Origin of the sequence: Gilliamella sp. N-G2 (assembly GCF_002142215.1) — a bacterium.
Classification (GTDB): Bacteria; Pseudomonadota; Gammaproteobacteria; order Enterobacterales; family Orbaceae; genus Gilliamella.
On record NZ_NAST01000001.1, the window covers coordinates 50,252 to 70,583 of the forward strand.

The 20,332-nt window shown below is 32.7% G+C and carries 23 protein-coding genes and 1 other annotated feature; of the genes, 9 read left to right on the forward strand and 14 right to left on the reverse strand.

Going from position 1 to position 20,332, the window contains the following annotated elements:
• Positions 1 to 9: 9 nt before the first annotated feature.
• The 8 genes from B6C99_RS00235 to B6C99_RS00270 all read right to left on the reverse strand — a co-directional run bounded on the left by B6C99_RS00235 (position 10) and on the right by B6C99_RS00270 (position 7,021).
• Entirely contained in the window at positions 10 to 525 is a 516-nt protein-coding gene (locus B6C99_RS00235) for a YjbQ family protein (protein ID WP_086357980.1), read from the reverse strand.
• 91 nt (positions 526 to 616) lie between these two features.
• Positions 617 to 901, reverse strand: coding sequence for a PTS sugar transporter subunit IIB (locus B6C99_RS00240; protein WP_034901958.1), 285 nt, complete (start codon positions 899 to 901; stop codon positions 617 to 619).
• A gap of 14 nt (positions 902 to 915) precedes the next feature.
• Positions 916 to 2,253 (reverse strand): PTS galactitol transporter subunit IIC, encoded by a 1,338-nt coding sequence (locus B6C99_RS00245; protein ID WP_034883654.1) that lies wholly within the window; start codon positions 2,251 to 2,253, stop codon positions 916 to 918.
• Positions 2,254 to 2,282: 29 nt separating this feature from the next.
• The gene (locus tag B6C99_RS00250) at positions 2,283 to 2,738 is read right to left on the reverse strand and encodes a PTS sugar transporter subunit IIA (RefSeq protein ID WP_086357981.1); all 456 of its coding nucleotides are present in this window, start codon (positions 2,736 to 2,738) and stop codon (positions 2,283 to 2,285) included.
• The gene (locus B6C99_RS00255) at positions 2,728 to 4,704 is read right to left on the reverse strand and encodes a transcription antiterminator (RefSeq protein WP_086357982.1); all 1,977 of its coding nucleotides are present in this window, start codon (positions 4,702 to 4,704) and stop codon (positions 2,728 to 2,730) included. Before B6C99_RS00255 ends, B6C99_RS00250 begins: the two co-directional genes overlap by 11 nt.
• A gap of 226 nt (positions 4,705 to 4,930) precedes the next feature.
• Positions 4,931 to 5,731 carry an AraC family transcriptional regulator gene (locus tag B6C99_RS00260; RefSeq protein WP_086357983.1) on the reverse strand — a complete coding sequence of 267 codons (801 nt, stop codon included), beginning with the start codon at positions 5,729 to 5,731 and terminating at the stop codon, positions 4,931 to 4,933.
• A 25-nt stretch (positions 5,732 to 5,756) separates the two neighbouring features.
• The gene (locus B6C99_RS00265; RefSeq protein WP_086357984.1) at positions 5,757 to 6,311 is read right to left on the reverse strand and encodes a YbhB/YbcL family Raf kinase inhibitor-like protein; all 555 of its coding nucleotides are present in this window, start codon (positions 6,309 to 6,311) and stop codon (positions 5,757 to 5,759) included.
• 101 nt (positions 6,312 to 6,412) lie between these two features.
• Positions 6,413 to 7,021: a riboflavin synthase subunit alpha gene (locus B6C99_RS00270; protein ID WP_086357985.1), complete on the reverse strand. Its 609-nt coding sequence runs from the start codon at positions 7,019 to 7,021 to the stop codon at positions 6,413 to 6,415.
• Between the two features lie 194 nt (positions 7,022 to 7,215).
• Here B6C99_RS00270 and crcB point away from each other — a divergent pair, with 194 nt between their 5' ends.
• Positions 7,216 to 7,593, forward strand: coding sequence for a fluoride efflux transporter CrcB (gene crcB, locus B6C99_RS00275; RefSeq protein WP_086357986.1), 378 nt, complete (start codon positions 7,216 to 7,218; stop codon positions 7,591 to 7,593).
• Between the two features lie 105 nt (positions 7,594 to 7,698).
• Positions 7,699 to 8,091, forward strand: coding sequence for a cell division inhibitor SulA (locus tag B6C99_RS00280; RefSeq protein WP_086357987.1), 393 nt, complete (start codon positions 7,699 to 7,701; stop codon positions 8,089 to 8,091).
• A gap of 151 nt (positions 8,092 to 8,242) precedes the next feature.
• Here the strand turns inward: B6C99_RS00280 and B6C99_RS00285 are convergent, their stop codons facing one another.
• The gene (locus B6C99_RS00285) at positions 8,243 to 8,896 is read right to left on the reverse strand and encodes a TetR/AcrR family transcriptional regulator (protein WP_086357988.1); all 654 of its coding nucleotides are present in this window, start codon (positions 8,894 to 8,896) and stop codon (positions 8,243 to 8,245) included.
• Positions 8,897 to 9,081: 185 nt separating this feature from the next.
• On the opposite strand from B6C99_RS00285, the gene B6C99_RS00290 reads away from it, so the two are divergent.
• From B6C99_RS00290 to B6C99_RS00300, 3 genes are all read left to right on the forward strand, one after another.
• The gene (locus B6C99_RS00290) at positions 9,082 to 10,293 is read left to right on the forward strand and encodes a Tm-1-like ATP-binding domain-containing protein (RefSeq protein WP_086357989.1); all 1,212 of its coding nucleotides are present in this window, start codon (positions 9,082 to 9,084) and stop codon (positions 10,291 to 10,293) included.
• Between the two features lie 16 nt (positions 10,294 to 10,309).
• The gene (locus tag B6C99_RS00295) at positions 10,310 to 11,143 is read left to right on the forward strand and encodes a phosphoenolpyruvate hydrolase family protein (RefSeq protein WP_086357990.1); all 834 of its coding nucleotides are present in this window, start codon (positions 10,310 to 10,312) and stop codon (positions 11,141 to 11,143) included.
• Between the two features lie 253 nt (positions 11,144 to 11,396).
• Positions 11,397 to 11,813 carry a DoxX family protein gene (locus tag B6C99_RS00300; protein ID WP_086357991.1) on the forward strand — a complete coding sequence of 139 codons (417 nt, stop codon included), beginning with the start codon at positions 11,397 to 11,399 and terminating at the stop codon, positions 11,811 to 11,813.
• 68 nt (positions 11,814 to 11,881) lie between these two features.
• On the opposite strand, the gene B6C99_RS00305 is transcribed toward B6C99_RS00300, so the two are convergent.
• Positions 11,882 to 12,757: a DUF4261 domain-containing protein gene (locus B6C99_RS00305; protein ID WP_086357992.1), complete on the reverse strand. Its 876-nt coding sequence runs from the start codon at positions 12,755 to 12,757 to the stop codon at positions 11,882 to 11,884.
• Positions 12,758 to 12,885: 128 nt separating this feature from the next.
• Positions 12,886 to 13,788: a LysR family transcriptional regulator gene (locus B6C99_RS00310; protein ID WP_086357993.1), complete on the reverse strand. Its 903-nt coding sequence runs from the start codon at positions 13,786 to 13,788 to the stop codon at positions 12,886 to 12,888.
• 134 nt (positions 13,789 to 13,922) lie between these two features.
• On the opposite strand from B6C99_RS00310, the gene B6C99_RS00315 reads away from it, so the two are divergent.
• Complete coding sequence (locus tag B6C99_RS00315; protein ID WP_086357994.1) at positions 13,923 to 14,339, forward strand: DoxX family protein; 417 nt, start codon at positions 13,923 to 13,925, stop codon at positions 14,337 to 14,339.
• 83 nt (positions 14,340 to 14,422) lie between these two features.
• On the opposite strand, the gene B6C99_RS00320 is transcribed toward B6C99_RS00315, so the two are convergent.
• The 3 genes from B6C99_RS00320 to B6C99_RS00330 all read right to left on the reverse strand — a co-directional run bounded on the left by B6C99_RS00320 (position 14,423) and on the right by B6C99_RS00330 (position 17,258).
• Complete coding sequence (locus B6C99_RS00320) at positions 14,423 to 15,364, reverse strand: zinc-dependent alcohol dehydrogenase family protein (protein WP_086357995.1); 942 nt, start codon at positions 15,362 to 15,364, stop codon at positions 14,423 to 14,425.
• A gap of 53 nt (positions 15,365 to 15,417) precedes the next feature.
• Complete coding sequence (locus tag B6C99_RS00325; RefSeq protein ID WP_086357996.1) at positions 15,418 to 16,575, reverse strand: hypothetical protein; 1,158 nt, start codon at positions 16,573 to 16,575, stop codon at positions 15,418 to 15,420.
• 131 nt (positions 16,576 to 16,706) lie between these two features.
• Positions 16,707 to 17,258, reverse strand: a complete 552-nt coding sequence (locus B6C99_RS00330; RefSeq protein WP_086357997.1) for a cysteine hydrolase family protein — start codon at positions 17,256 to 17,258, stop codon at positions 16,707 to 16,709.
• Between the two features lie 106 nt (positions 17,259 to 17,364).
• Here B6C99_RS00330 and B6C99_RS00335 point away from each other — a divergent pair, with 106 nt between their 5' ends.
• The 3 genes from B6C99_RS00335 to hisD all read left to right on the forward strand — a co-directional run bounded on the left by B6C99_RS00335 (position 17,365) and on the right by hisD (position 20,323).
• A complete protein-coding gene (locus tag B6C99_RS00335; RefSeq protein ID WP_086357998.1) occupies positions 17,365 to 17,757 on the forward strand; it encodes an Lrp/AsnC family transcriptional regulator in 393 nt (130 codons plus the stop codon).
• Positions 17,758 to 17,951: 194 nt separating this feature from the next.
• Positions 17,952 to 18,077, forward strand: a sequence feature (His leader region).
• Positions 18,078 to 18,116: 39 nt separating this feature from the next.
• Positions 18,117 to 19,016, forward strand: coding sequence for an ATP phosphoribosyltransferase (hisG, locus tag B6C99_RS00340; protein ID WP_086357999.1), 900 nt, complete (start codon positions 18,117 to 18,119; stop codon positions 19,014 to 19,016).
• A 5-nt stretch (positions 19,017 to 19,021) separates the two neighbouring features.
• On the forward strand, positions 19,022 to 20,323 hold the full coding sequence (hisD, locus tag B6C99_RS00345; RefSeq protein WP_086358000.1) for a histidinol dehydrogenase: 1,302 nt from the start codon (positions 19,022 to 19,024) through the stop codon (positions 20,321 to 20,323).
• Positions 20,324 to 20,332: the final 9 nt, after the last annotated feature.

Consider the following 20,332-nt stretch of genomic DNA (forward strand, 5'->3'; position numbering starts at 1 on the left):
CTCCTTTTATTAACGACCCATCAGCATAAAATTAACATTACGTTTCCTTTCACGTAGTGCATCCCAATCGACAAAATAAATTCGTCCTAACTGCCCTAATAACGGCTGGCCATCTTTAATAATTAATACAATTGAAAAATGACCAAACAGTGATGATTTGATATGAGCATCTGTATTTAACATAACCCATTTTTCAGCTGGATAATTAGGATCACTAAGGCTTAAACCAAATTCAACATGCTTTGGACCCGGTGAGTTATATTGATTTTCGCTGGTCATCCGTGGAGCAATTTTTTCTAATGTGTTGTTGATATCCACTTGCAGAAATTCATCACCAAAAAAATTCGTATCATGCATACATTCTTCAAAAAAAAGTGAACATGTTGTATGGCTAGTAGCTATAGTTAATTGACCATTTTGGATATTGGATTGCTTTACAAACTGTTTTAATTGCTCTGTAATATCGTGGTATGAATGCCTACCTGCAACCGTGTTGATTTCAATGGCATGATGAATAATATTCATAATAGTTTATTCCTTATTATAGCCCCATCTACTTTGTTGTTAAGCTTCACAAAATAAATGAGGCAAGCATTATCAAAACTTAAAGTTGAATTTAAATAGCTAAACGCTTTTTCAATTCAGCAAAAAATTCATTTAATCCAACACCAGTAAGTAGTGGTAATCCATTAATTACTTTCGCTTTAATTGAATCCGGTACAATAGTTGTGCTTACAACTACATCATAAGAGTCAATCTTATTAAGTTCATCAGCAATCTTAGATTGATAAATTTTTACCTGATCTGTTAATTTTTCATCACTAAGCCATTTATTCACTTTGCTTACTGCGATAGTCGAAGTTGCATGCCCTGCACCACACATAATAAGTAAATTCTTCATATGATTATTTCCTTTTAATACATTTCAATTTTTTTGATTTTGTTGATATAGATAAGTAAGCAAAGAATAACTAGCGCTAAACCAATTAAACCAATAAAACCAAGATGAGTTAACAACAGTACGAATAAGGTTACTGGCCATAATCCACATAAAATGACAGTAACAATACCAGCAGTACCTACATCGTAATTAGCCAAATGGAATACATCAGTAATAACTGGTGCAAGCCATGTTGCCATATATAAGCAGACGACCAAATAGATGGTGCCACCTAAAATTGAACGAATAATATTCCCTTTGAAAAACGGTACCATTAAACAGATGCCAAAGGCATAGAAAGCTAAATCACCAAAAGGTAGCACTTTATTACCCGGTAAAATTAAGGCTAATAATAATGAAACTGGCACCATAATTAACGCAGTTGCCATTACCGCAGGATGACCAACAGTTAACGCAGCATCCATACCGATGTTAACTTGTTTGCCATTGAGTTTTTTACTAGTAAATTCACGAGCAGCATCAGCAACGGGAAGTAAGCCTTCCATAAACATTGCCACCATTTTCGGCATAATTTTCATGATTGCAGCTGTTGAAATTGCTAATTTACCAATTTGTGGAACATCGTAATTAGCTAAGATACCAACAACAATACCGATGATTAAACCAATTACCACTGTATCACCGAAAATCCCAAATCGTTTGGTTAATGTTTCTGAATCAGCATTTAATTTGTTTAGCCCTGGAATACGGTCAAATATCCAATTTAATGGGATTGCAACAATTGCACCTGATAATGCCATAAGGTGAGTAACCGCAATACCCGGGTATCCAAAGAATGAACTAATTGGTTTTTGTAAAAGATCAGCCAAAAACCATTGCAACATTACTGCAGTGATACAACCAATAATACCAACCCAATATTCACCAGTTACTGAATAAGCTACTAAGCCGAGGAAAATTGCAAACCAGAAGTTCCAAATATCGACATTTAACGTTCTAGTCCAACCTAGTGAAATAAATAAAAAGTTGATAATTAATGAAGCAGGAATGAGTAATAATCCCAATGTAGTTGAGAATGCTAACGGACCACCTACTCCACAACCAATATCCATGATGCTTAATGACGTTCCATATTGCTCACCCATTTTTTGAATCGCAACACCTAACGTATCTGATAATAAACCAATAACTAAACCAAGACCGACAATACCAATACCGACGGTAATACCAGACATTATCGCTTTGGAAAAGCTAACTCTGAAAAACAAGGCGATAATAAAAATGATGATAGGTAAAAAAACGACCCCACCTAAATTTATTAGCCATTGAAAAATATTAATGACACTATCCATTTGTTACTCCTTAATAAAAATAATCCATCCTATTTAACACCAGCGCTATTTAAAATAGAGATAAATTCGTTAGTTGATTGACATTGTTCTAATAATTTTATTTGCTCCTCATTTTGAAATAAGCCGATTAAATTTTGTAAATTCTCAACCTGTTCATGTGGTTGCTTCATTGCTAACATGAAAATAAATTTAACCGGTATTTGCTCTTTATCATCGGTCATACCAGAAAAAATCACTGGATGTTTTAGTGATGCAAAACAAATTTGCGATTGATTTACTTTTGAGGAATCGGTATGGGGAATTGCAAAACCAGTCGAATTAACTAATAAACCAGTCGGGTATTGCTGTTCTCTTTCTAAAATACCTGTTAAATAATCTTGTTTAACAATGCCATGTGACAATAACATTTGTGCCATTGTGGTTAAGATCTCTTCTTTGGTTTTTGCCTCAATGTTAAATAGGCATAAATGTTGATCAAAGTACATTCTTGATTCCTCTTTGATTATCCAAAAATTGTTTAAGTTGTTTAAAATTTGTGAGATTTTTTAAGGATGAAATTGCTTGTTTATTTGAAACAATTTCATAAATTTCGGTAAAAACGTCATTAATGCTATTGATATTGTCTTCGGAAAGACTAACCATAATAATAATACTGACATCGATCATGCCCCATTTTATTGGTCGTTTGAGGGTCATAATTGAGATACTCGATTTAATAACAAACATTGGCGAACCATGCGGTAAAGCAATACCGTTTTCGATTGAAGTGTCGCCGATTTCTTCTCGATATAAAACTGAGTCACGATAGTTTTTAGTCACTAAGCCTTTATCTTCTAACTTACTTATCAGCAAATTAAGGCAGTCACTTTTATGTTGAATATCAACATTTAATTCAATTAAATCCGCATTGACAAATTTGGCGGTAGATGGGTAATAATTACCTTTGTCTGAAAAATCGGATTGCTTATTCAAGACATAGTTAGCGTAAGCTTGAATAATAGTTTGATAGTCTTGTTTGTTCAATAAAGATGATATTTTGACCATCGGTTTATTAATATTTTTGATATCAAGAGTGGTGATGATCAAGTCGACATTACTAAGCTTAGTCGAATTCAGTTTAGCCACAGAATACACTTCAATATTATCTTTAGATGGCAAAAATTTGCGGACTTTATTTAAGATTAAATTTGATGATGAACATCCATATTGACAAATAATAACGATGTTATTGGCATCAGCGGCTTTATCTAAGGCTATTTGGAAATGAATCAATAAAAATGAAATTTCATGATCATTTAAATGAATATCAAATTTACGTTCTAAGTCTGAAAGTGCATACCATAACACACTAAATAATTTCGAATATTCCTGTTTTATTTCATCTAATATTGGATTAATAATACGAATTTGCTTTTGTAAACGAGTAATCATCGGTGGGAAATGCGACAATAATGAATGAAATAATTTTCCATCACCAGAGAGATCGACACTTTCAATATCGCCTATTTTTTTGATAATTCTACGAATAATTTGCTCATAAAAACTATCATCAACAATGACATTTTCATCAATAATACGATGAGCAAAAAACAATTTACTTAGGTATTTAATATCATTGGTCGAAAACGTCACAGTAAAAGTTAACTCTAACGTTTTAGCCAGTTCCGAGGCAATCAAATAAGATTGCATATATCGGATATGATTAAATAAGAAATCACTCTCTTCAGGAATTGAATAGCCTAAACACAATCTTTTTAGCTGAATGGTGATGGATATAAGTAATGAAGATAAATAATGCTCTGAAGATTGCACGACTACTGATTCAAAACGTTCAAATAATAATTGAGTTATCTGTTCAAAAGAGTTATCGCCAATAAATGATTTCATCAATTGATTAAGATAATAATTATCTTGTTTATGAATATACAAAGATAAGAAATGTTTAATCGCTCGTTGAATTTGATTTTCATTACCTTCAATACAAATTCCTTTATGAGTGACATTTAATAGAATATTTTCTTGTTCAAGAGCCCGATTAATAAATTCAATATCTTTGTGTAACGATGTTTTACTGACTAAATAATCATCCGATAATTGTTCCAATGATACTGATTCGCTTTTAAGCAAACAGCGTTTGACGATATCTAATCGACGGTATTCAGGGCTTAAGCGTCGTGATTTTTGATTGAAATAACTATGACTATTTTTTTGTTCTAAATAGCTAATAATCGGCTCAACATCCGTTTTTTCACCTACTAGCATTAGCCCTTTACGGGGAGACTTTTCGATTCGAATATCCGTATTCGGTACCGTTATTAACTGTTCATTTAGTTTTTCAATATCGTAATATACAGTTTTAGTTGAAATTGATAATTTTGAACTAAAAAAAGCAGCCGGTTTAAATTCCGATTGGCTAAAAAGTAGTTTAAGTAATTTGATTTGTCTTTCCATTACTCAACTCCTTTTTCTAATTGTTGTTGCAATACATTCATAACTTGATGATTTAAAGTATAGTTAGTTAAATAAATAAGACGATTACATTTTTTTCCAGATTAATCTGGAATAGAATGTGATCTTAATCAATGTAAAATGATGAGATTGACTGAATATCAAGCTTAAGATGGGGTATTTGTTTTAATGTAGATAACCAATAATTGGTAGATATTGAAATAGAAACTTATTCAGAACGTAACATCTTAGGTGAAATGCCAAAGCGTTTTTTAAAATAGTGGGTAAAACGAGAACCACTATCATAACCAACTGATTGAGCAATAGTTAATATTGATTTTTGGGTAGTTTGTAATAAGACCAATCCATAATTTAAACGAACATCTAAAATAATTTGTGATAAATTTTGCCCATCTCGAGCTAAATAACGCCTTAAAGTTGATTCGCTCATTGCAAATTGATCAGCGATAACTCTTAGTTTCCATTTTTTATCAGGTTGTTGGCTAATCATTTGTCTTATCTGGTAACTGATGCTAGTGTTATTATTGGCTTTAAAAACAATGCCTATTGAGGATAACCTGATTAATAATTCTAAAAATAGATGTTTAACTAACATCAAACTCATCCCAGAATCGTTCACTGAGCTATTTATCAATTCAGATTCTATTTGTGATAAACGATTAATAAAATTATCTCTTAAATCAGTTTCGACTTTAATCTTTTTAAGGGGTTTAGGAATAATTTGTTTATTAGAAGATGCAAATTGATTTAGTAATTCATCATACCAACTAAAACATATTGCTTGGTAAGGTGTATTATTAATCGACAAATTAGTCATATTCAAAATGGTATTCGCAGGAATAGCAATAATCTGCCCAGCTTTAACACTAAGTGTTTCACCATTCCACTCAACTAATTTTTCACCACTAATAACATATACCAGTAACGGTTGACTATTTTCAATATATTTTAACTTATGGTTACAATGTTGAGTAATATGAATAATCTGCCCGATTAATTTAAAATCCAATTTAGTCTTACCTATTAATTATTGCCTAACGAGTGTAATGATAAGTGATACTTGTTTTGGCTATTTGATGTGCATTTGCAATAAATCCTATCATCGCGGGTGTTGTTTGATCTGTCACATCAATATGATCAATATCAAGAGCATAAAGTGTAAACTGATAACGGTGATTGCTGTTTTCCGGTGGGCATGGACCACCATAACTAATCGTACCAAAGTCATTGCGAATTAATTGACTACCTTTAGGTAATAATTTAGGTTGATTACCAGCTGATTCAGTAATAAGTTGGCTTTGCACAGGAATATTTACCACCTGCCAATGCCACCAACCGGATCCCGTCGGTGCATCAGGATCATACATGGTCAATACTAAACTTTTAGCATTAGTTGGAACATTCTGCCATTCAATTTGCGGTGAGATGTTATCGCCAGTACAACCAAATTGATTGGAAATAAATTTACTAGTAAAACCATCTTTAGCTAATTCTGGAATGATTAATTTTAATTGATCGGCTAAACAATTAAAAGGTGCAAGCATCGCCAAGCTTAATAATAATGGTTTAAAGTGTTTTGCAATAAACATGTTGTTTCCTTTTTTATTAACATATGTATGTTTAACAATAAACCATTATTAACGAACAATCAGTACACTATCAGCCAATTTAGGTACAAATTAGCTTAACTTTATTTTTTCGTTGCTAATACCCTTTCTACCGTATCAACGATAGCTTGAGTTTGTGAGTCAATTTCAATATTTACTTCATCACCAATTTTTTTACTATCTAGAGAGGTAATCGCTAATGTTTCAGGAATTAGATGGATATTAAATTGATTATCTTTTACTTCTCCTACAGTTAAACTTGCACCATCTATACCAATAAAACCTTTATATAAAACATATTTCATAAATTTTTCTGGCATGGCTAACGTCATTTGACAGTTAGTTGCTGTTTTTTGGATGTCAATAATGGTGGCTCGGCAAGAGACATGCCCTGACATTACATGGCCACCAATTTCATCACCATATTTTGCACTTCGTTCAATATTTACCAAATCATTTAACTTTTTACTACCGAGAGTTGTTAAGGATAACGTTTCTTGCATAATATCAAAAGTAACCCAATCATCTTTAAAATCGGTCACGGTTAAACAACATCCATCGTTAGCAATGGATGCACCGATTTCGATATGTTGTGTTAATTTTGCTGGTAATTTTACCTTATAAGTACGTAATTTATCTTGATCGATGATATCAATAATTTGACCAACACCTTGAACGATTCCTGTAAACATTATTTTAACCTTTATAATTCATCATTATTATCAGCTATTTTAACGCAAACCAATAAAAAATAATAATGATTACAATCAAATGATTTTGGTTAGCCTAGCTAATAAATGAAATAATTTACTCAGCAAAAAGATACCCATTTTATTAGTCTACTGATATGATCATGGTTAATTAATGATTTAAAGGTTTATCATTTATGTTAAAACTTATTTTAGCAATTTCGGTCGGTTCAGTGGCTGGTGGTTTATTACGCTGGTTTTTATCGTTAAAGTTAAATGTGATTGCTTTTACTATTCCATTAGGGACATTAGTTGCTAATTTAATTGCTGGTTATATTATTGGTTTCGCCATTGCCTTTTTTAATCACTCTACCCTATCTTCTGAATGGAGATTGTTAATAATTACTGGTTTTTGTGGTGGATTATCGACTTTCTCCACCTTTTCAGCTGAGATTGTTAATTTTCTTCAAGAAGGACGTATTGGTTGGGGATTAACTACCATCGCTATTCATGTTGCAGGTTCAGTATTAATGACGTTTTTAGGAATTTTGACCTATCAATATTTTCGTTCATGAAGATATATTACACCATAATAATATAAAAAATGAGCAAAACAGTATTTACAACCTCAAAATACTGTATTAATATACACTGTATAAGTAAACAGTGTAGAGATTATTATGCTTATTGAACATTCATCACCACAACTTATGGCTATCAATTTTGAAACACCTTTTCAACAAGTGTTGCAACAGCAGAGACCTTTATTACGTTCGTTCAATAAAGAAAAGAAATGGCAATTATGGCTATCAGATCGTCCAATGTTAAAACGTTCATGGTTAAATATTGCTGGGCTCGATAAACAAAAAGTCGTACATTTAGCTAACTTAACTAATAATAATTTAGTCTCAACTATTGAAAAGGCATTACAAAGTAAAACCTGTAGTTATGTGGTTGCTTGTATTAACGATCTTAATGAGCAAGATAAACAACGTATAGAACAAGCGGTTTTAACCAGCGATACTTGTTTATTCTTAGTTCGTGACAAATTAAATTTTGTTCAATATCATTAAAACAATTGTTATCACAATAATTTAATTATCTCATTAACTTCAAATAAAGGCACTACCTTAAGCGGTAGTGCCTTTATTTGTCTTTTGTTTTTAATATTGACTAAAATAAATAGTTGTTAAAAAAAACACAATTATTTATTTTTTCTAAATTTTAAACAACTTTGAGTTTTTCATGATTACATTCAATTTCAGCATCTCGTCTGGCTTGGTTGATTATTGCTTTAGATATCCATTGTGAAAGAGTTATCATTTGTTCGTCATCAAAGTTCCAAATATCTTTTAATACCATAAAAATTTCTGAACCATATATAATGGAGATGGAATGAATAACTTTATTGTATAACTCATCCGGTAGTTGTTCTTTAATTGGTTGTAACAGGTTAGATAAGATCTCTTTACGATTACCCCGAACAAGTTTTTCTGATTGTTCGGAAATTTTTGATCGTTCAGTTGCCCACTGCTGCAAAGAAAGTCTTAATGCAGCTCGTAATGCACCCTCATGCTTTAACATTTGCGGAAATGCGAATGCTAAAAAATCATTTACTCGATCTTCAACTTTTTCTTTATCTGATTTCCAGAAGAATATAGGTCCGAGCGATTTTTCAACTACTGCTGATATCAAGTCACTTTTGGTTGGAAAATAACGATAGGCTGTCGCTCTTGAAACACCACCTTTATCCGACAACTCAGTAATGGATACATCTTTACCTTGTTCCAAAACTTTTAATGCAATTTCGATGAGATGTTCATAAGTACGTTTTTTTACACCTGTGTAATTTTTTGAAATGAGTGATCTATTTTTCATATCGTCATTTTTTTATTTATGTAAATGTCTGTATATTATATAACTTTTTTGTAAATAACTAAAATTTATAAAAAATACAAAAAAAATGAGACTTAGGTCTCATCTTTATCATATAATAATTAAAGTAGTAATCGCTAGTTAAGTAAGAAGTATCGAGTTCTATTTTATCTGTTAAGGAGAAATAAATGGCATCGCATAACATGGTTTACTTGGTCGCGACACTAGACACAAAAGGAGAAGAGATTGTTTACGTCAAACATTTACTTAGTAAAAGAAATGTTGAAAGTAAAATAGTTGATATCTCCACTAAGCAACCGCATTCTTTTAATCACATTGCTGATATTAGCGCCAGCACTGTCGCTAAATATCATCCCGAGGGTGAAAAAGCTGTTTTTGTCACCGATAGAGGAAAGGCTATCGTTGCAATGGCTAATGCATTTAAACAATTTTTAATAGCGCAAAATGATGTTGACGCTATACTCGGTTTAGGTGGTTCGGGTGGTACCGCATTAATCACTCCAGCTATGCAAGCGCTGCCTATTGGCGTACCAAAGTTGATGGTTTCAACCATGGCTTCAGGTGATATATCAGGATATATCGGTGCAAGTGATATTACGATGCTCTATTCCGTTACAGATATTGCTGGCGTAAATGTTATCTCAAGAAAAGTACTTGCCAATGCAGCTAATTCTATTGCAGGTTCAGTATTATTTAAAACGCAAGAACAAGTTGAAGATAAGCCAGCAATTGGATTAACTATGTTCGGTGTTACTACCCCGTGTGTTCAATCACTTTCAGCAAAATTAAATGATAAATACGATTGCTTAGTTTTTCATGCAACGGGTAGTGGCGGTAAGGCAATGGAAAAATTAGCTGATAGCCATTTATTAAAAGGTGTACTTGATATTACGACCACTGAAGTTTGTGATCATCTATTTGATGGAGTACTTGCTTGTGATGATGATCGATTTGAAGCCATTGCAAGAAGTCAAGTTCCATATATTGGATCATGTGGTGCTTTAGACATGGTCAATTTCGGTAGTCCAGATACTATTCCAGAAAAATATCGAGATCGGCTGTTTTATCCTCATAATCCACAAGTTACTTTAATGCGAACCACGCCAGAAGAGAATAAAATCATGGCAAATTGGATCGCTACAAAACTAAATAAATGTCAAGGTGAAGTAGTTTTTATTATTCCTGAAAGTGGTTTTTCTGCACTTGATATTGAAAATGGGGATTTTTGGTCACCGCAAGCGGATAAAGCTTTTATAGATGAGTTTGAAAAAGTCTTTATTCAAACTAAAAAACGACGGTTAATAAAAACCTCGCATCATATTAATTCACCAGAATTTTGTAATTTAGTTATTAACGAATTTAAAAATATAATTAAATAAAGTAATGGAGAAAATTATGAGTAGTAAACGTGCTCAATTATTAAAAAAATTCCATGATATGATTGCTAAAGGTCAACCAATCATCGGTGGAGGCGCTGGTACAGGATTATCGGCGAAATGCGAAGAAGCTGGTGGTATTGATCTGATTGTAATTTACAATTCTGGTCGTTATCGTATGGCGGGTCGCGGATCGCTAGCTGGCTTATTAGCTTATGGTAATGCCAATGAAATTGTTATGGATATGGCAAAAGAAGTATTACCGGTTGTAAAACATACTCCTGTTTTAGCTGGCGTAAATGGCACCGACCCTTTCTGCCAATTTGATCAGTTTTTAGATCAAATTAAAGCTACCGGATTTGCTGGCGTACAAAACTTTCCTACTGTCGGTTTAATTGATGGTAATTTTAGAGCTAACCTTGAAGAAACTGGTATGGGCTATGCGTTAGAAGTTGAGATGATTCGCAAAGCACATGAAAAAGATCTGCTAACTACACCATATGTATTTAGTGAACAAGATGCTATTGATATGACCAAAGCTGGGGCGGATATTTTAGTTCCACATATGGGCTTAACCACCGGTGGTAGTATTGGCGCCCAAACCGCATTAAAACTTGCGGATTGTGTACCTTTAATCAATCAATGGGCTAAAGCAGCTAAAGCAATTCGTCCAGATATTATTATACTTTGCCATGGCGGACCTATTTCATCTCCTGAAGATGCAGAATATATTTTACAAAATTGTCCTGATTGTAACGGATTCTATGGTGCAAGTTCAATGGAACGTTTGCCTACTGAAACTGCACTTAAACAAACTACTGAAAAATTTAAATCTATTCGACACCAACAATAAGTAAGCAATAACGGTGCGACTGTTAGTCGCACTGCTATTTTTTCTATTCTTAAACAAAAGTAAATATACTAATACCGTCTTAAATTTCAGTTATAAAAAATTGATGACATTTGTCTACTGCTTTACTATTGAGTGTTAACTGTGAGACAATCATATTTGCAGTATCCTATGTTTTAAAAGAGTAATAACGTTTGTAAGAAATCTTTAAGAGTTTCATTATTGTTATTTTGCTAACTTAATATAGGAAACCAAAATGAAAGAATATCAAACTGATGTAGCTGCATTTGTACTACGAATTGCTTTAGGTATGATGTTTTTAGCCCATGGTTTTACCAAACTACTTGTTCTAACCCCTGAAGGTACCGCCGAGTATTTTCATACTCTTGGCTTTCCCAGCTTTTTTTCTTATATCGTTATCGTTTTTGAGATTGGTGGTGGCGCACTATTGTTACTCGGTATTTTAACCCGTGCAGTAGCGCTAATTGCTTTTTTTCAACTAGCAATAATAACGATGGTACATTGGGCTAATGGTTGGTCATTTACCAATCCTGGTGGTGGTTGGGAGTATCCAGCTTTTATGTCACTAACTGCTTTTAGTTTGGCATTATTAGGAACAGGTCGATTTAGTGTTTTAGCAGGTAAAAAATATCCACAAACGATTCAACAATAAGATTCTAAATATTTAGGAAAGGTAGAGACAAATATTTATTACCTTTCCTAAAACTTGAAAAGTATAAATTAGTTATTAATTTCAATTACTAAAAGATCACCCTGATCTTTTAAGAAATATTCCTCATCTTGAGGCGCTCGTAATGACATCATACGATTATCACCCATTTCCATGGTATCGCCAGGATTCATTGTCGCTTGACTTTGTCGCAAATAGTTTAAAATGTTACTAAACATGTCAAAATAATATTCACTTTCCTCATAACTATTGGCTAATGCAGCAAAATTAGGTATACCAAATTTATTAGCACCATAAGTGCGCATCCAAATCCCTTTAATATTTTCTATTTCATATTTAACAAAACCACAAAACAATAAAGGTAAACATTCCCCTAAAGTGGTTAAACCATCTTTTTCCGAAGCTAGTGAATTAATAAAGTTAACTGGTAATGAAGTATGAGCATCCTCATTAATTACTGCTAACGCATTAAATTGTTCAAAGCATACCGCTAAACGAGTTAAAGCTAAGTATTGCTCTAATACATTTTGTTCATAGCCGACATAATATAATAATAAATGACTATCACTTTCATAAACTTGTTGTTTTATTTCTTGACTATAACTTGCTGGTGCAACACATGTTTCTAATACAGCCTTAGGATAAGGAGCATTGAGACCAAATATTCTAATAACATGTTTACCCCAACTTACTAAAATACACATACCTTCTTCAAGTTGTCCGAACGGAGTTTCATATCGAATATCTTTTATGGTCGGATCAATCGATTTGAGTTTTGCTAATAATTCATCGTTATTAATATTAAGGGCACCGCTAAATACAATACTTACGCTAATGGCATTTTCAATATCAGGATTTGGGACAATCGAATTATCCATCTGTTTTGATTCTGTTTTTTTAGCAAAAAAACGAGAAAATATACCCATTTCATATTCCTTATGACAACTATTCTAAATTAAATCAAATTTTGTGCATTTTATAGTAATTGACGATATAAAACTTAAACAATAATATCCACTTACATATATTAAGTAAATATTTTATTTATCAATTTTCACCATTGTAAATTTTTTAATTCAATAATTAAAAAGTCAATCAAACATCGAGTTCTAAGTGGTAATAATTTGCGACTTGGGTAAATAGCATAAATATTTAAATCCTCAATTTCATAATTACTGAGTATAGGGGAAAGTCGCCCTTCTTTAATGTCATTACCAATAATAAAATCAGGTTGTTTGGAAATTCCTCCGTGATGTAGCATTATTTGTCGGCAAGTATCACCATTATTACAATAAATATCAGCATTTAAATTTATTGCATAACAAATATTATCTTGATAAAAATTCCATTGTTCTTTCTTTGCCCAATGACTATACATAATTATTTTATGTTGTTTAAGATCATTTGGCTGACAAGGTGTGCCATGTTCGGCTAGATATTTTGGTGATGCAGCAACAATCATTTTTGTGGTAGATAATTTGCGACTAATTAACGATGAGTTATTTAAATTCCCCACTCTTATAGCCAGATCATAGCCTTCTTCCAACAAATTGACTATTCGATCGGATAAAGTTATATCGAGTGTAATGTGTGGATATTTATCGATAAATTTTTGCCATAAAGGAGCTAAATGTAAAATACCGAAACTAACAGGGACATTCACTTTTAGAATACCTTGAGGATTGGCGTGATTCAGGCGCAAATTGTTTTCTGCCTCTTCTGTAGCTTCAATTATTTCTTTGGCGTGCCAATAAAATGTTTGTCCTTCATTAGTAATAATCATATTTCGAGTTGTTCGTTGCAATAATCGTATTTGTAAACGATCTTCTAATGCTTGAATTTGACGAGATACCGCTTGCTTAGACATATTCAATTTTATGGCAGCCTTGATAAAACTATTACATTCAACTACTGCAACAAATACACTCATTTCTAACAGTTTGTTTGATCTATTCATTCTAACTTATAAGTCCAATATTATTCCATTTTATGTGACAATAAATCACAAAATGGACTATTTATCCATAAAAAAATAACTACTATTATTTATTTACAAGATTTAATTTAAAAACATATTTTGAAGGAAATTAAATGAAACAATATCAGTATGATTTAGCAGCACTTATTTTACGTATTACCATAGGCATAATGTTTTTAGCTCATGGATTGACTAAACTGTTAGTTTTTACACCAGCAGGTACAGCACAATTTTTTGCATCACTCGGTTTGCCAGAATTTTTGGCTTACTTAACCATTGTATTTGAAATTGGCGGTGGTATATGTTTAGTTTTAGGCATATTAGTTCGCATTATCAGCTGGCTAACATTTCTACAAATGATTGTTATCAGTTTTATTCATTCGTCTAATGGTTGGTCATTTGGTAACGCAGGCGGAGGATGGGAATATCCCGCATTTATGTCCCTAACAGCTTTAAGTCTTGCCTTAATAGGCTCGGGAAGATTTACTGTCTTAGCTAGAATAAAAAATCAAAAAACAATTAAAGATTGATATTAGTCATTTTTAGGAAAGATAAAATCAACAAATATCTTTCCTAAATCTTCTGAATTAATAATTATTATAACATCGATGGTTTAATCAAATATTAATAATGGTTTATTGTTTCTATATGGCTGTCGATAATTTTTTATCGCCGCTTGCCAATCATTAAATTCAAAGAAATTTGCTACAGTTAAATCATTTACATCTAATATAGGCCATATATCATCAAACATTTTTAACCATTGATTTGAGCTTATTTGGTTTAAATAGTGACGAATATGAAACCAATGAACTTTGGGTAATCGCTTTTTAGGTTGAAAAAAAGCACCAGAAAGCAGACCATACGAGACAAATTCACTTGAATCAGGCATATGCGCCAAAATTGTTTCGGCAAGCTCACCACCAACAGCATCAAAAACAATATCAGCTTGTCTGGCAAAATATTCGATAGTTTGCTTATCATCTTGCTTTATATGTTTAATTGTATGTTTATTATAATATTGAGCATGATTATCAGAACGACAGATAACTGTAACAGATAAAGCTGCAAATTTTATTGCCCAGTTACATAACAATTTTGCGCAATCCGATCCCGCGGCAGTAACTAAAATATGCTTTCCTTGTGACGAATAATGTTTAAGCATTAACCATGCTGCAACTGAGTTAATATAGGCTCTGGCAGCCGTAATATCACTAATTGAATCGGGAACTTCAATAGCAAATTCTGCTGGTAAATCGACAAAATTCTGCCACGTCCCTTCTCCCCTTAAAGGTAAAACTCGTTTTCCTATCAGATGTTGATAAGATAGTGGAGCTTCTATAACTTTACCTATGCCTTCATAACCAGCAATTTGCGGCAGTGTGATACGATGTTGGTAAGCGCCAGTAATTGGAATAAGATTTGAGGCATTAATTGGTGCATATAGCATTTGAACTCTAATGTAATTTTCTTTTAAGGATGATTTATTTGCATATTCAAGTGTCAATACTTGTTCAGGTAGTCCAAATTTTCTATAAAATAATGCTGCATTCAAGTTTGCTTATTCCTATTTTTATATTTATTATGATTAAAAAGCATAATATTAGTTCATTTCACACTCAGAGCTTCAATAAAATCTTCTACTATTTGATAAGCTTTTTGTGCGCCTTCTAAATTCATATCAATGAAAGTTTGATCATAAATTGGCATATTATCGTCGTCATTTTCATTTTCGATACTATCTCTAATATTAAATATATAGAAAACTGATACATTCCAATCTTGATTATACTCATAATTATAAGTACACCTTAAAACACTTTTACGATAGCAATTAATTTCTAAAGCTTCTGTTTGCGGTGGCAACCAATCTACTTGAGGAATGATTAGTGTGTTTTCATATTTATAAAATCTATGTAATTCTATGCCATTGTTGAATTGTTTTGTCTCAAGCCAATCTCCATACCAATCTTCTGAATTTCTATTTCTCTTTATCTCCTTTATATCTTCTAATCTTTTCTGAAATGATTTAAGCCCAATATCACTAACTTCATCTTTATTTTTTTTCACAAATTCGATGTCTAAACTATCCAATTTTAAAAGTTCATTTTTTATATTACTGCAATAAGCGATTATTGCTTTAGATGTTGGATGAATGCATAAATTCCTTGAATTAATTCTAATTTCACTGATTTTGTCAATTTGATAGGCTTGAGTATGGGAAAACTGCTGACAAAAATCTTTTTCAGAAATATTTACAGAAGTAGAATCATGTAATTTTCTAATCCAAAATGGTGAATATTTGGAATTAGGATAAACTCGCAGAATAGTATCTTTAGACAATTCAACTAAACGTCCATTTTCTCTACATTCACTACTGGGTCTACTTTCTACAAATTCTACAACTATAGGAGCTATTAAATAGGCAGGCCAAAAGAAAGTACAAAATAATGGTAATAATACATAACTGAATATTGAAGCAAATTTACGTTTTATACCATAAGATTTTTTTGCTTGTAATTGGCATAGTCGAAGTATTATTGGAAAAACCATACCGGTTAACGTAAATAGAAAAATAATAAGATTGGTATGCATAAAGCAAAATATTAACCAAACAACCATTGGAATTGTAAAAATTGCTTTGATAATCCAATGCATCCGGACAAAAACAAATATTAACGAAAACGTATAAATACCATAAAAAAATGGTAGCATGAAAAACCAAACAAAAATGTAACTATCGATATGATTAGCAGGATGATCCATATAAAATCCAATTTATAAAACTAGCTATAACAAAATTCCTTTCAGTTAGGATTATCACGGATAAATATTTATGTCAAAAAATGAGGATTTTTTATTAATCCTCAAAAATTAAGAAAAAGTATTTTAACTTATTAATTTGTTTCAATGAATGATTCAATATCCATTACTGTTGCAAATCGCATCAATGCCGACATAAAGCTATTATGAACGTCTGACGATGAAATAATATTACCGTTAAATTCAAGATCACGGGTAGTACAAGCATCATGAATTAAAATTGGTTGGTAATTGAGTTCATATGCACAACGAGTTGTAGAATCAACACACATATGACTCATCATGCCACAAATGACCAGCTGGGTTATTTCTGCTTGCTTTAACTTCTGCTGTAATTGTGTTTGATAAAAACTATTCGGATAAGCCTTTTCAATCACAAATTCATTATCTTGCTTAACAGGAAGCAATTTGGGATGTAACTGACAACCCACACTGTTCTTAACAAAAAAGAGAGCATTAGCATCTTGGTTAACGTGCTGGATATAAATAATCGGTAATTGCTTTTGGCGGAAATAATTTTGTAGCTTTAAGGTACATTGCAATGTCTGTTCGGTATTGTTTAATGGGTATTTTCCATTGGGAAAATAATCATTTTGTACATCAATAATCATCAATGCTTGAGTCATTTTGCTCTCCTTTGTAATGTTTTGTGTTATTATTTTGAAATAATCAACCTCTAAATGACATAGCAAATTGAAGTAATAAACCTCAGTCAGCTTTCAAATTGAAAATATGGATAAAAAAGATCGCGCTATATTAAATGAATTAAGAAATAACAGCCGACAATCTTGGCGCGAGATCGGCGAGAAGATATTCTTATCAAGTCAAGCTGTGGGACAACGTGTACAAGAGTTGCTAAATAATCATATTATAGAAAAGTTCACAATTAAAGAACCAAAACATCAATTACAATTTATCACTATTTACATGAACTCAAATCAATTTGAATCTTTTGAAAAATTAGTAAAATCTGTTAATGAAATTTCTGAGTTTTATAAGATTACTGGTGACGGTTGTTATATGATAGTTAGCTGTTTTGAAAATGATGCATTGGATGCTTTCTTAACAAAAATCTCGATTTATGGCCGATATAAGGTCAGCCATCAATTAAAACAAATTTTATAACTTAAACTATTTTTCTATTTAAACATGATAAAAATAAACAAAACAGATAATTAAAAAATTTAAATTTTTTATATTTTTTTAATAAATCGACAAAAATAAGTTGCGAGTTAGCCATTAATGTTATATTTTGTACAACAGTTAAATTTAAAGGTTTTATTTTTTATGAATTGTTTTTGTGTTTTCGTTACTAAACATCATCATCACCATCATTCCTGAATAGTCTTCGGGCGATTGGTGCTGGAAGACAAAAGGTCTTCCGGTGATATTGCGAAAGCATTTAGAGAACCCTCGGAAGATCAGTCTTCCGAGGGTTTTTTATTTGTGGTTTATAAATTTATTTAAACAAGTTGGAGAATAATATGTTGGATAATTCACGTTTACGTATAGCAATGCAAAAGTCGGGACGTTTAAGCGATGAGTCGAAAAAATTATTGGCACAATGTGGTATAAAAATCAATTTGCAAGAACAACGCTTAATTGCTTTTGCTGAAAATATGCCAATTGATATTTTACGCGTTCGCGATGACGATATTCCTGGACTAGTTATTGATGGTGTTGTCGATATTGGTATTGTCGGTGAGAATGTGTTAGAAGAAGAAGTTCTTGATAGACAAGCCGAAGGTGAAAATCCACAATATAAAACCTTGCGTCGTCTTGATTTTGGTGGCTGCCGCTTATCAATTGCTGCTCCTCGTGATTTTGTTTACAGTGGCCCTGAATGTTTAAATAATTTACGTATTGCAACCACATATCCTCACCTACTCCGCCGTTACCTTTCACAATATAATGTGAATTTCAAAACCTGTTTACTTAATGGTTCTGTTGAAGTTGCACCACGAGCAGGGCTTGCTGATGTAATTTGTGATTTAGTATCTAGTGGGGCCACACTTGAAGCTAATGGTCTACAAGAAATTGAAGTTATTTATAAATCGAAGGCTTGTTTAATTCAACGAAAAGGTGAAATGTCACCAACGAAACAAGCATTAATCGACAAAGTGATGACCCGTATTCAAGGGGTAATTCAAGCCCGTGAATCCAAATACATTATGCTGCACGCTCCAACAGCCGTTTTAGATCAAGTCGTATCATTATTACCAGGTGCAGAAAATCCAACCATTTTACCATTAACTGGCGAACAAAATCGGGTAGCACTACATATGGTGAGTACTGAATCATTATTCTGGGAAACCATGGAAAAACTAAAAGCATTAGGTGCAAGTTCAATCCTTGTATTACCAATTGAAAAAATGATGGAGTAAGCAAAATGAAGCTTTCATATTGGCAACAATGTTCTAAAGAAAAACAAGCAGAATTACTAACTCGTCCTGCTATAGCTGCTTCTGATACTATTAGCCAAGCGGTTAAAGATATTTTGACGCAAGTAAAACAAAATGGCGATGAAGCTCTAAAAGAATTAAGTAATAAATTTGATAAAGTGCAAATTAAGCAAATCAAATTAACTAAAGATGAGATAAAAACAGCAACTAGCCGTGTTAAACCAGAATTAAAACAGGCAATGCAATTAGCCGTAAGTAACATCGAAAAATTCCACCAAGCACAAGTTAGACAAACTATAACAGTGGAAACGATGCCTGGTATCAAATGTCAGTCAGTCACTAGACCAATTGATTCGGTAGGGCTGTATATCCCTGGTGGTTCAGCCCCATTGCTATCAACCGTATTAATGTTAGCCATTCCAGCTAAAATTGCCGGTTGTCGTAAAGTGATTTTATGTTCACCTCCACCAATTGCTGACGAGATTTTATATGCGGCAGAACTTTGTGGTGTAACAGAAATTTATCAATTGGGTGGCGCACAAGCGATTGCGGCAATGGCATTAGGTACTCAATCAGTTCCTAAAGTCGATAAAATATTTGGTCCCGGCAATGCTTATGTTACCGAAGCGAAACGCCAAGTTAGCCAACGATTGGATGGTGCAGCAATAGATATGCCAGCCGGCCCTTCAGAAGTCTTAGTCATTGCCGATAGTTCCGCTAATCCGGCGTTTATTGCTGCTGATTTACTTTCTCAAGCTGAACATGGCCCCGACTCACAGGTTGTACTGCTTACACCAGATGAGAAGATCGCCCAAACAGTTTCAGTCGAAGTTGATAAGCAACTTGCTCAACTTTCACGTCAAGGAATTGCTGAAAAAGCGTTACAAGAGAGCCGACTTATCGTAACCAAAAATTTAGATGAATGTGTAAATATCAGCAATCGTTATGGTCCTGAACACTTAATTATTCAAACCGAAAATGCCGATCAACTGGTTGATAAAATTAATAGTGCTGGTTCGATATTCTTAGGGGAATGGTCACCAGAATCTGCTGGAGATTATGCCTCTGGTACAAATCATGTATTGCCAACTTATGGTTATACAGCAACTTATTCAAGCCTTGGATTACCTGATTTCCAAAAACGTATGACAGTGCAAAAATTATCGGCTGAAGGGTTAAAAGCAATAGGTAATGCAGTTGAATTAATGGCACAAGCAGAACAACTCACTGCCCACAAAAATGCCGTGACTATTCGCTTAGCTAAACTTAACGCTGATACTAAACAATAGGTGGTTAAA

Bases quoted from the DNA above. Each gene is read 5' to 3' on its own strand.
- B6C99_RS00235 (WP_086357980.1), bottom strand. From the start codon at position 525: ATGAATATTATTCATCATGCCATTGAAATCAACACGGTTGCAGGTAGG.
- hisG (WP_086357999.1), top strand. From the start codon at position 18,117: ATGTTGGATAATTCACGTTTACGTATAGCAATGCAAAAGTCGGGACGT.
- B6C99_RS00280 (WP_086357987.1), top strand. From the start codon at position 7,699: ATGCTTATTGAACATTCATCACCACAACTTATGGCTATCAATTTTGAA.
- B6C99_RS00310 (WP_086357993.1), bottom strand. From the start codon at position 13,788: ATGAATAGATCAAACAAACTGTTAGAAATGAGTGTATTTGTTGCAGTA.
- B6C99_RS00255 (WP_086357982.1), bottom strand. From the start codon at position 4,704: ATGGAAAGACAAATCAAATTACTTAAACTACTTTTTAGCCAATCGGAA.
- B6C99_RS00295 (WP_086357990.1), top strand. From the start codon at position 10,310: ATGAGTAGTAAACGTGCTCAATTATTAAAAAAATTCCATGATATGATT.
- B6C99_RS00305 (WP_086357992.1), bottom strand. From the start codon at position 12,757: ATGGGTATATTTTCTCGTTTTTTTGCTAAAAAAACAGAATCAAAACAG.
- B6C99_RS00250 (WP_086357981.1), bottom strand. From the start codon at position 2,738: ATGTACTTTGATCAACATTTATGCCTATTTAACATTGAGGCAAAAACC.
- B6C99_RS00245 (WP_034883654.1), bottom strand. From the start codon at position 2,253: ATGGATAGTGTCATTAATATTTTTCAATGGCTAATAAATTTAGGTGGG.
- B6C99_RS00325 (WP_086357996.1), bottom strand. From the start codon at position 16,575: ATGGATCATCCTGCTAATCATATCGATAGTTACATTTTTGTTTGGTTT.
- hisD (WP_086358000.1), top strand. From the start codon at position 19,022: ATGAAGCTTTCATATTGGCAACAATGTTCTAAAGAAAAACAAGCAGAA.
- B6C99_RS00290 (WP_086357989.1), top strand. From the start codon at position 9,082: ATGGCATCGCATAACATGGTTTACTTGGTCGCGACACTAGACACAAAA.
- B6C99_RS00265 (WP_086357984.1), bottom strand. From the start codon at position 6,311: ATGTTTATTGCAAAACACTTTAAACCATTATTATTAAGCTTGGCGATG.
- crcB (WP_086357986.1), top strand. From the start codon at position 7,216: ATGTTAAAACTTATTTTAGCAATTTCGGTCGGTTCAGTGGCTGGTGGT.
- B6C99_RS00285 (WP_086357988.1), bottom strand. From the start codon at position 8,896: ATGAAAAATAGATCACTCATTTCAAAAAATTACACAGGTGTAAAAAAA.
- B6C99_RS00330 (WP_086357997.1), bottom strand. From the start codon at position 17,258: ATGACTCAAGCATTGATGATTATTGATGTACAAAATGATTATTTTCCC.
- B6C99_RS00335 (WP_086357998.1), top strand. From the start codon at position 17,365: ATGGATAAAAAAGATCGCGCTATATTAAATGAATTAAGAAATAACAGC.
- B6C99_RS00270 (WP_086357985.1), bottom strand. From the start codon at position 7,021: ATGTTTACAGGAATCGTTCAAGGTGTTGGTCAAATTATTGATATCATC.
- B6C99_RS00315 (WP_086357994.1), top strand. From the start codon at position 13,923: ATGAAACAATATCAGTATGATTTAGCAGCACTTATTTTACGTATTACC.
- B6C99_RS00240 (WP_034901958.1), bottom strand. From the start codon at position 901: ATGAAGAATTTACTTATTATGTGTGGTGCAGGGCATGCAACTTCGACT.
- B6C99_RS00300 (WP_086357991.1), top strand. From the start codon at position 11,397: ATGAAAGAATATCAAACTGATGTAGCTGCATTTGTACTACGAATTGCT.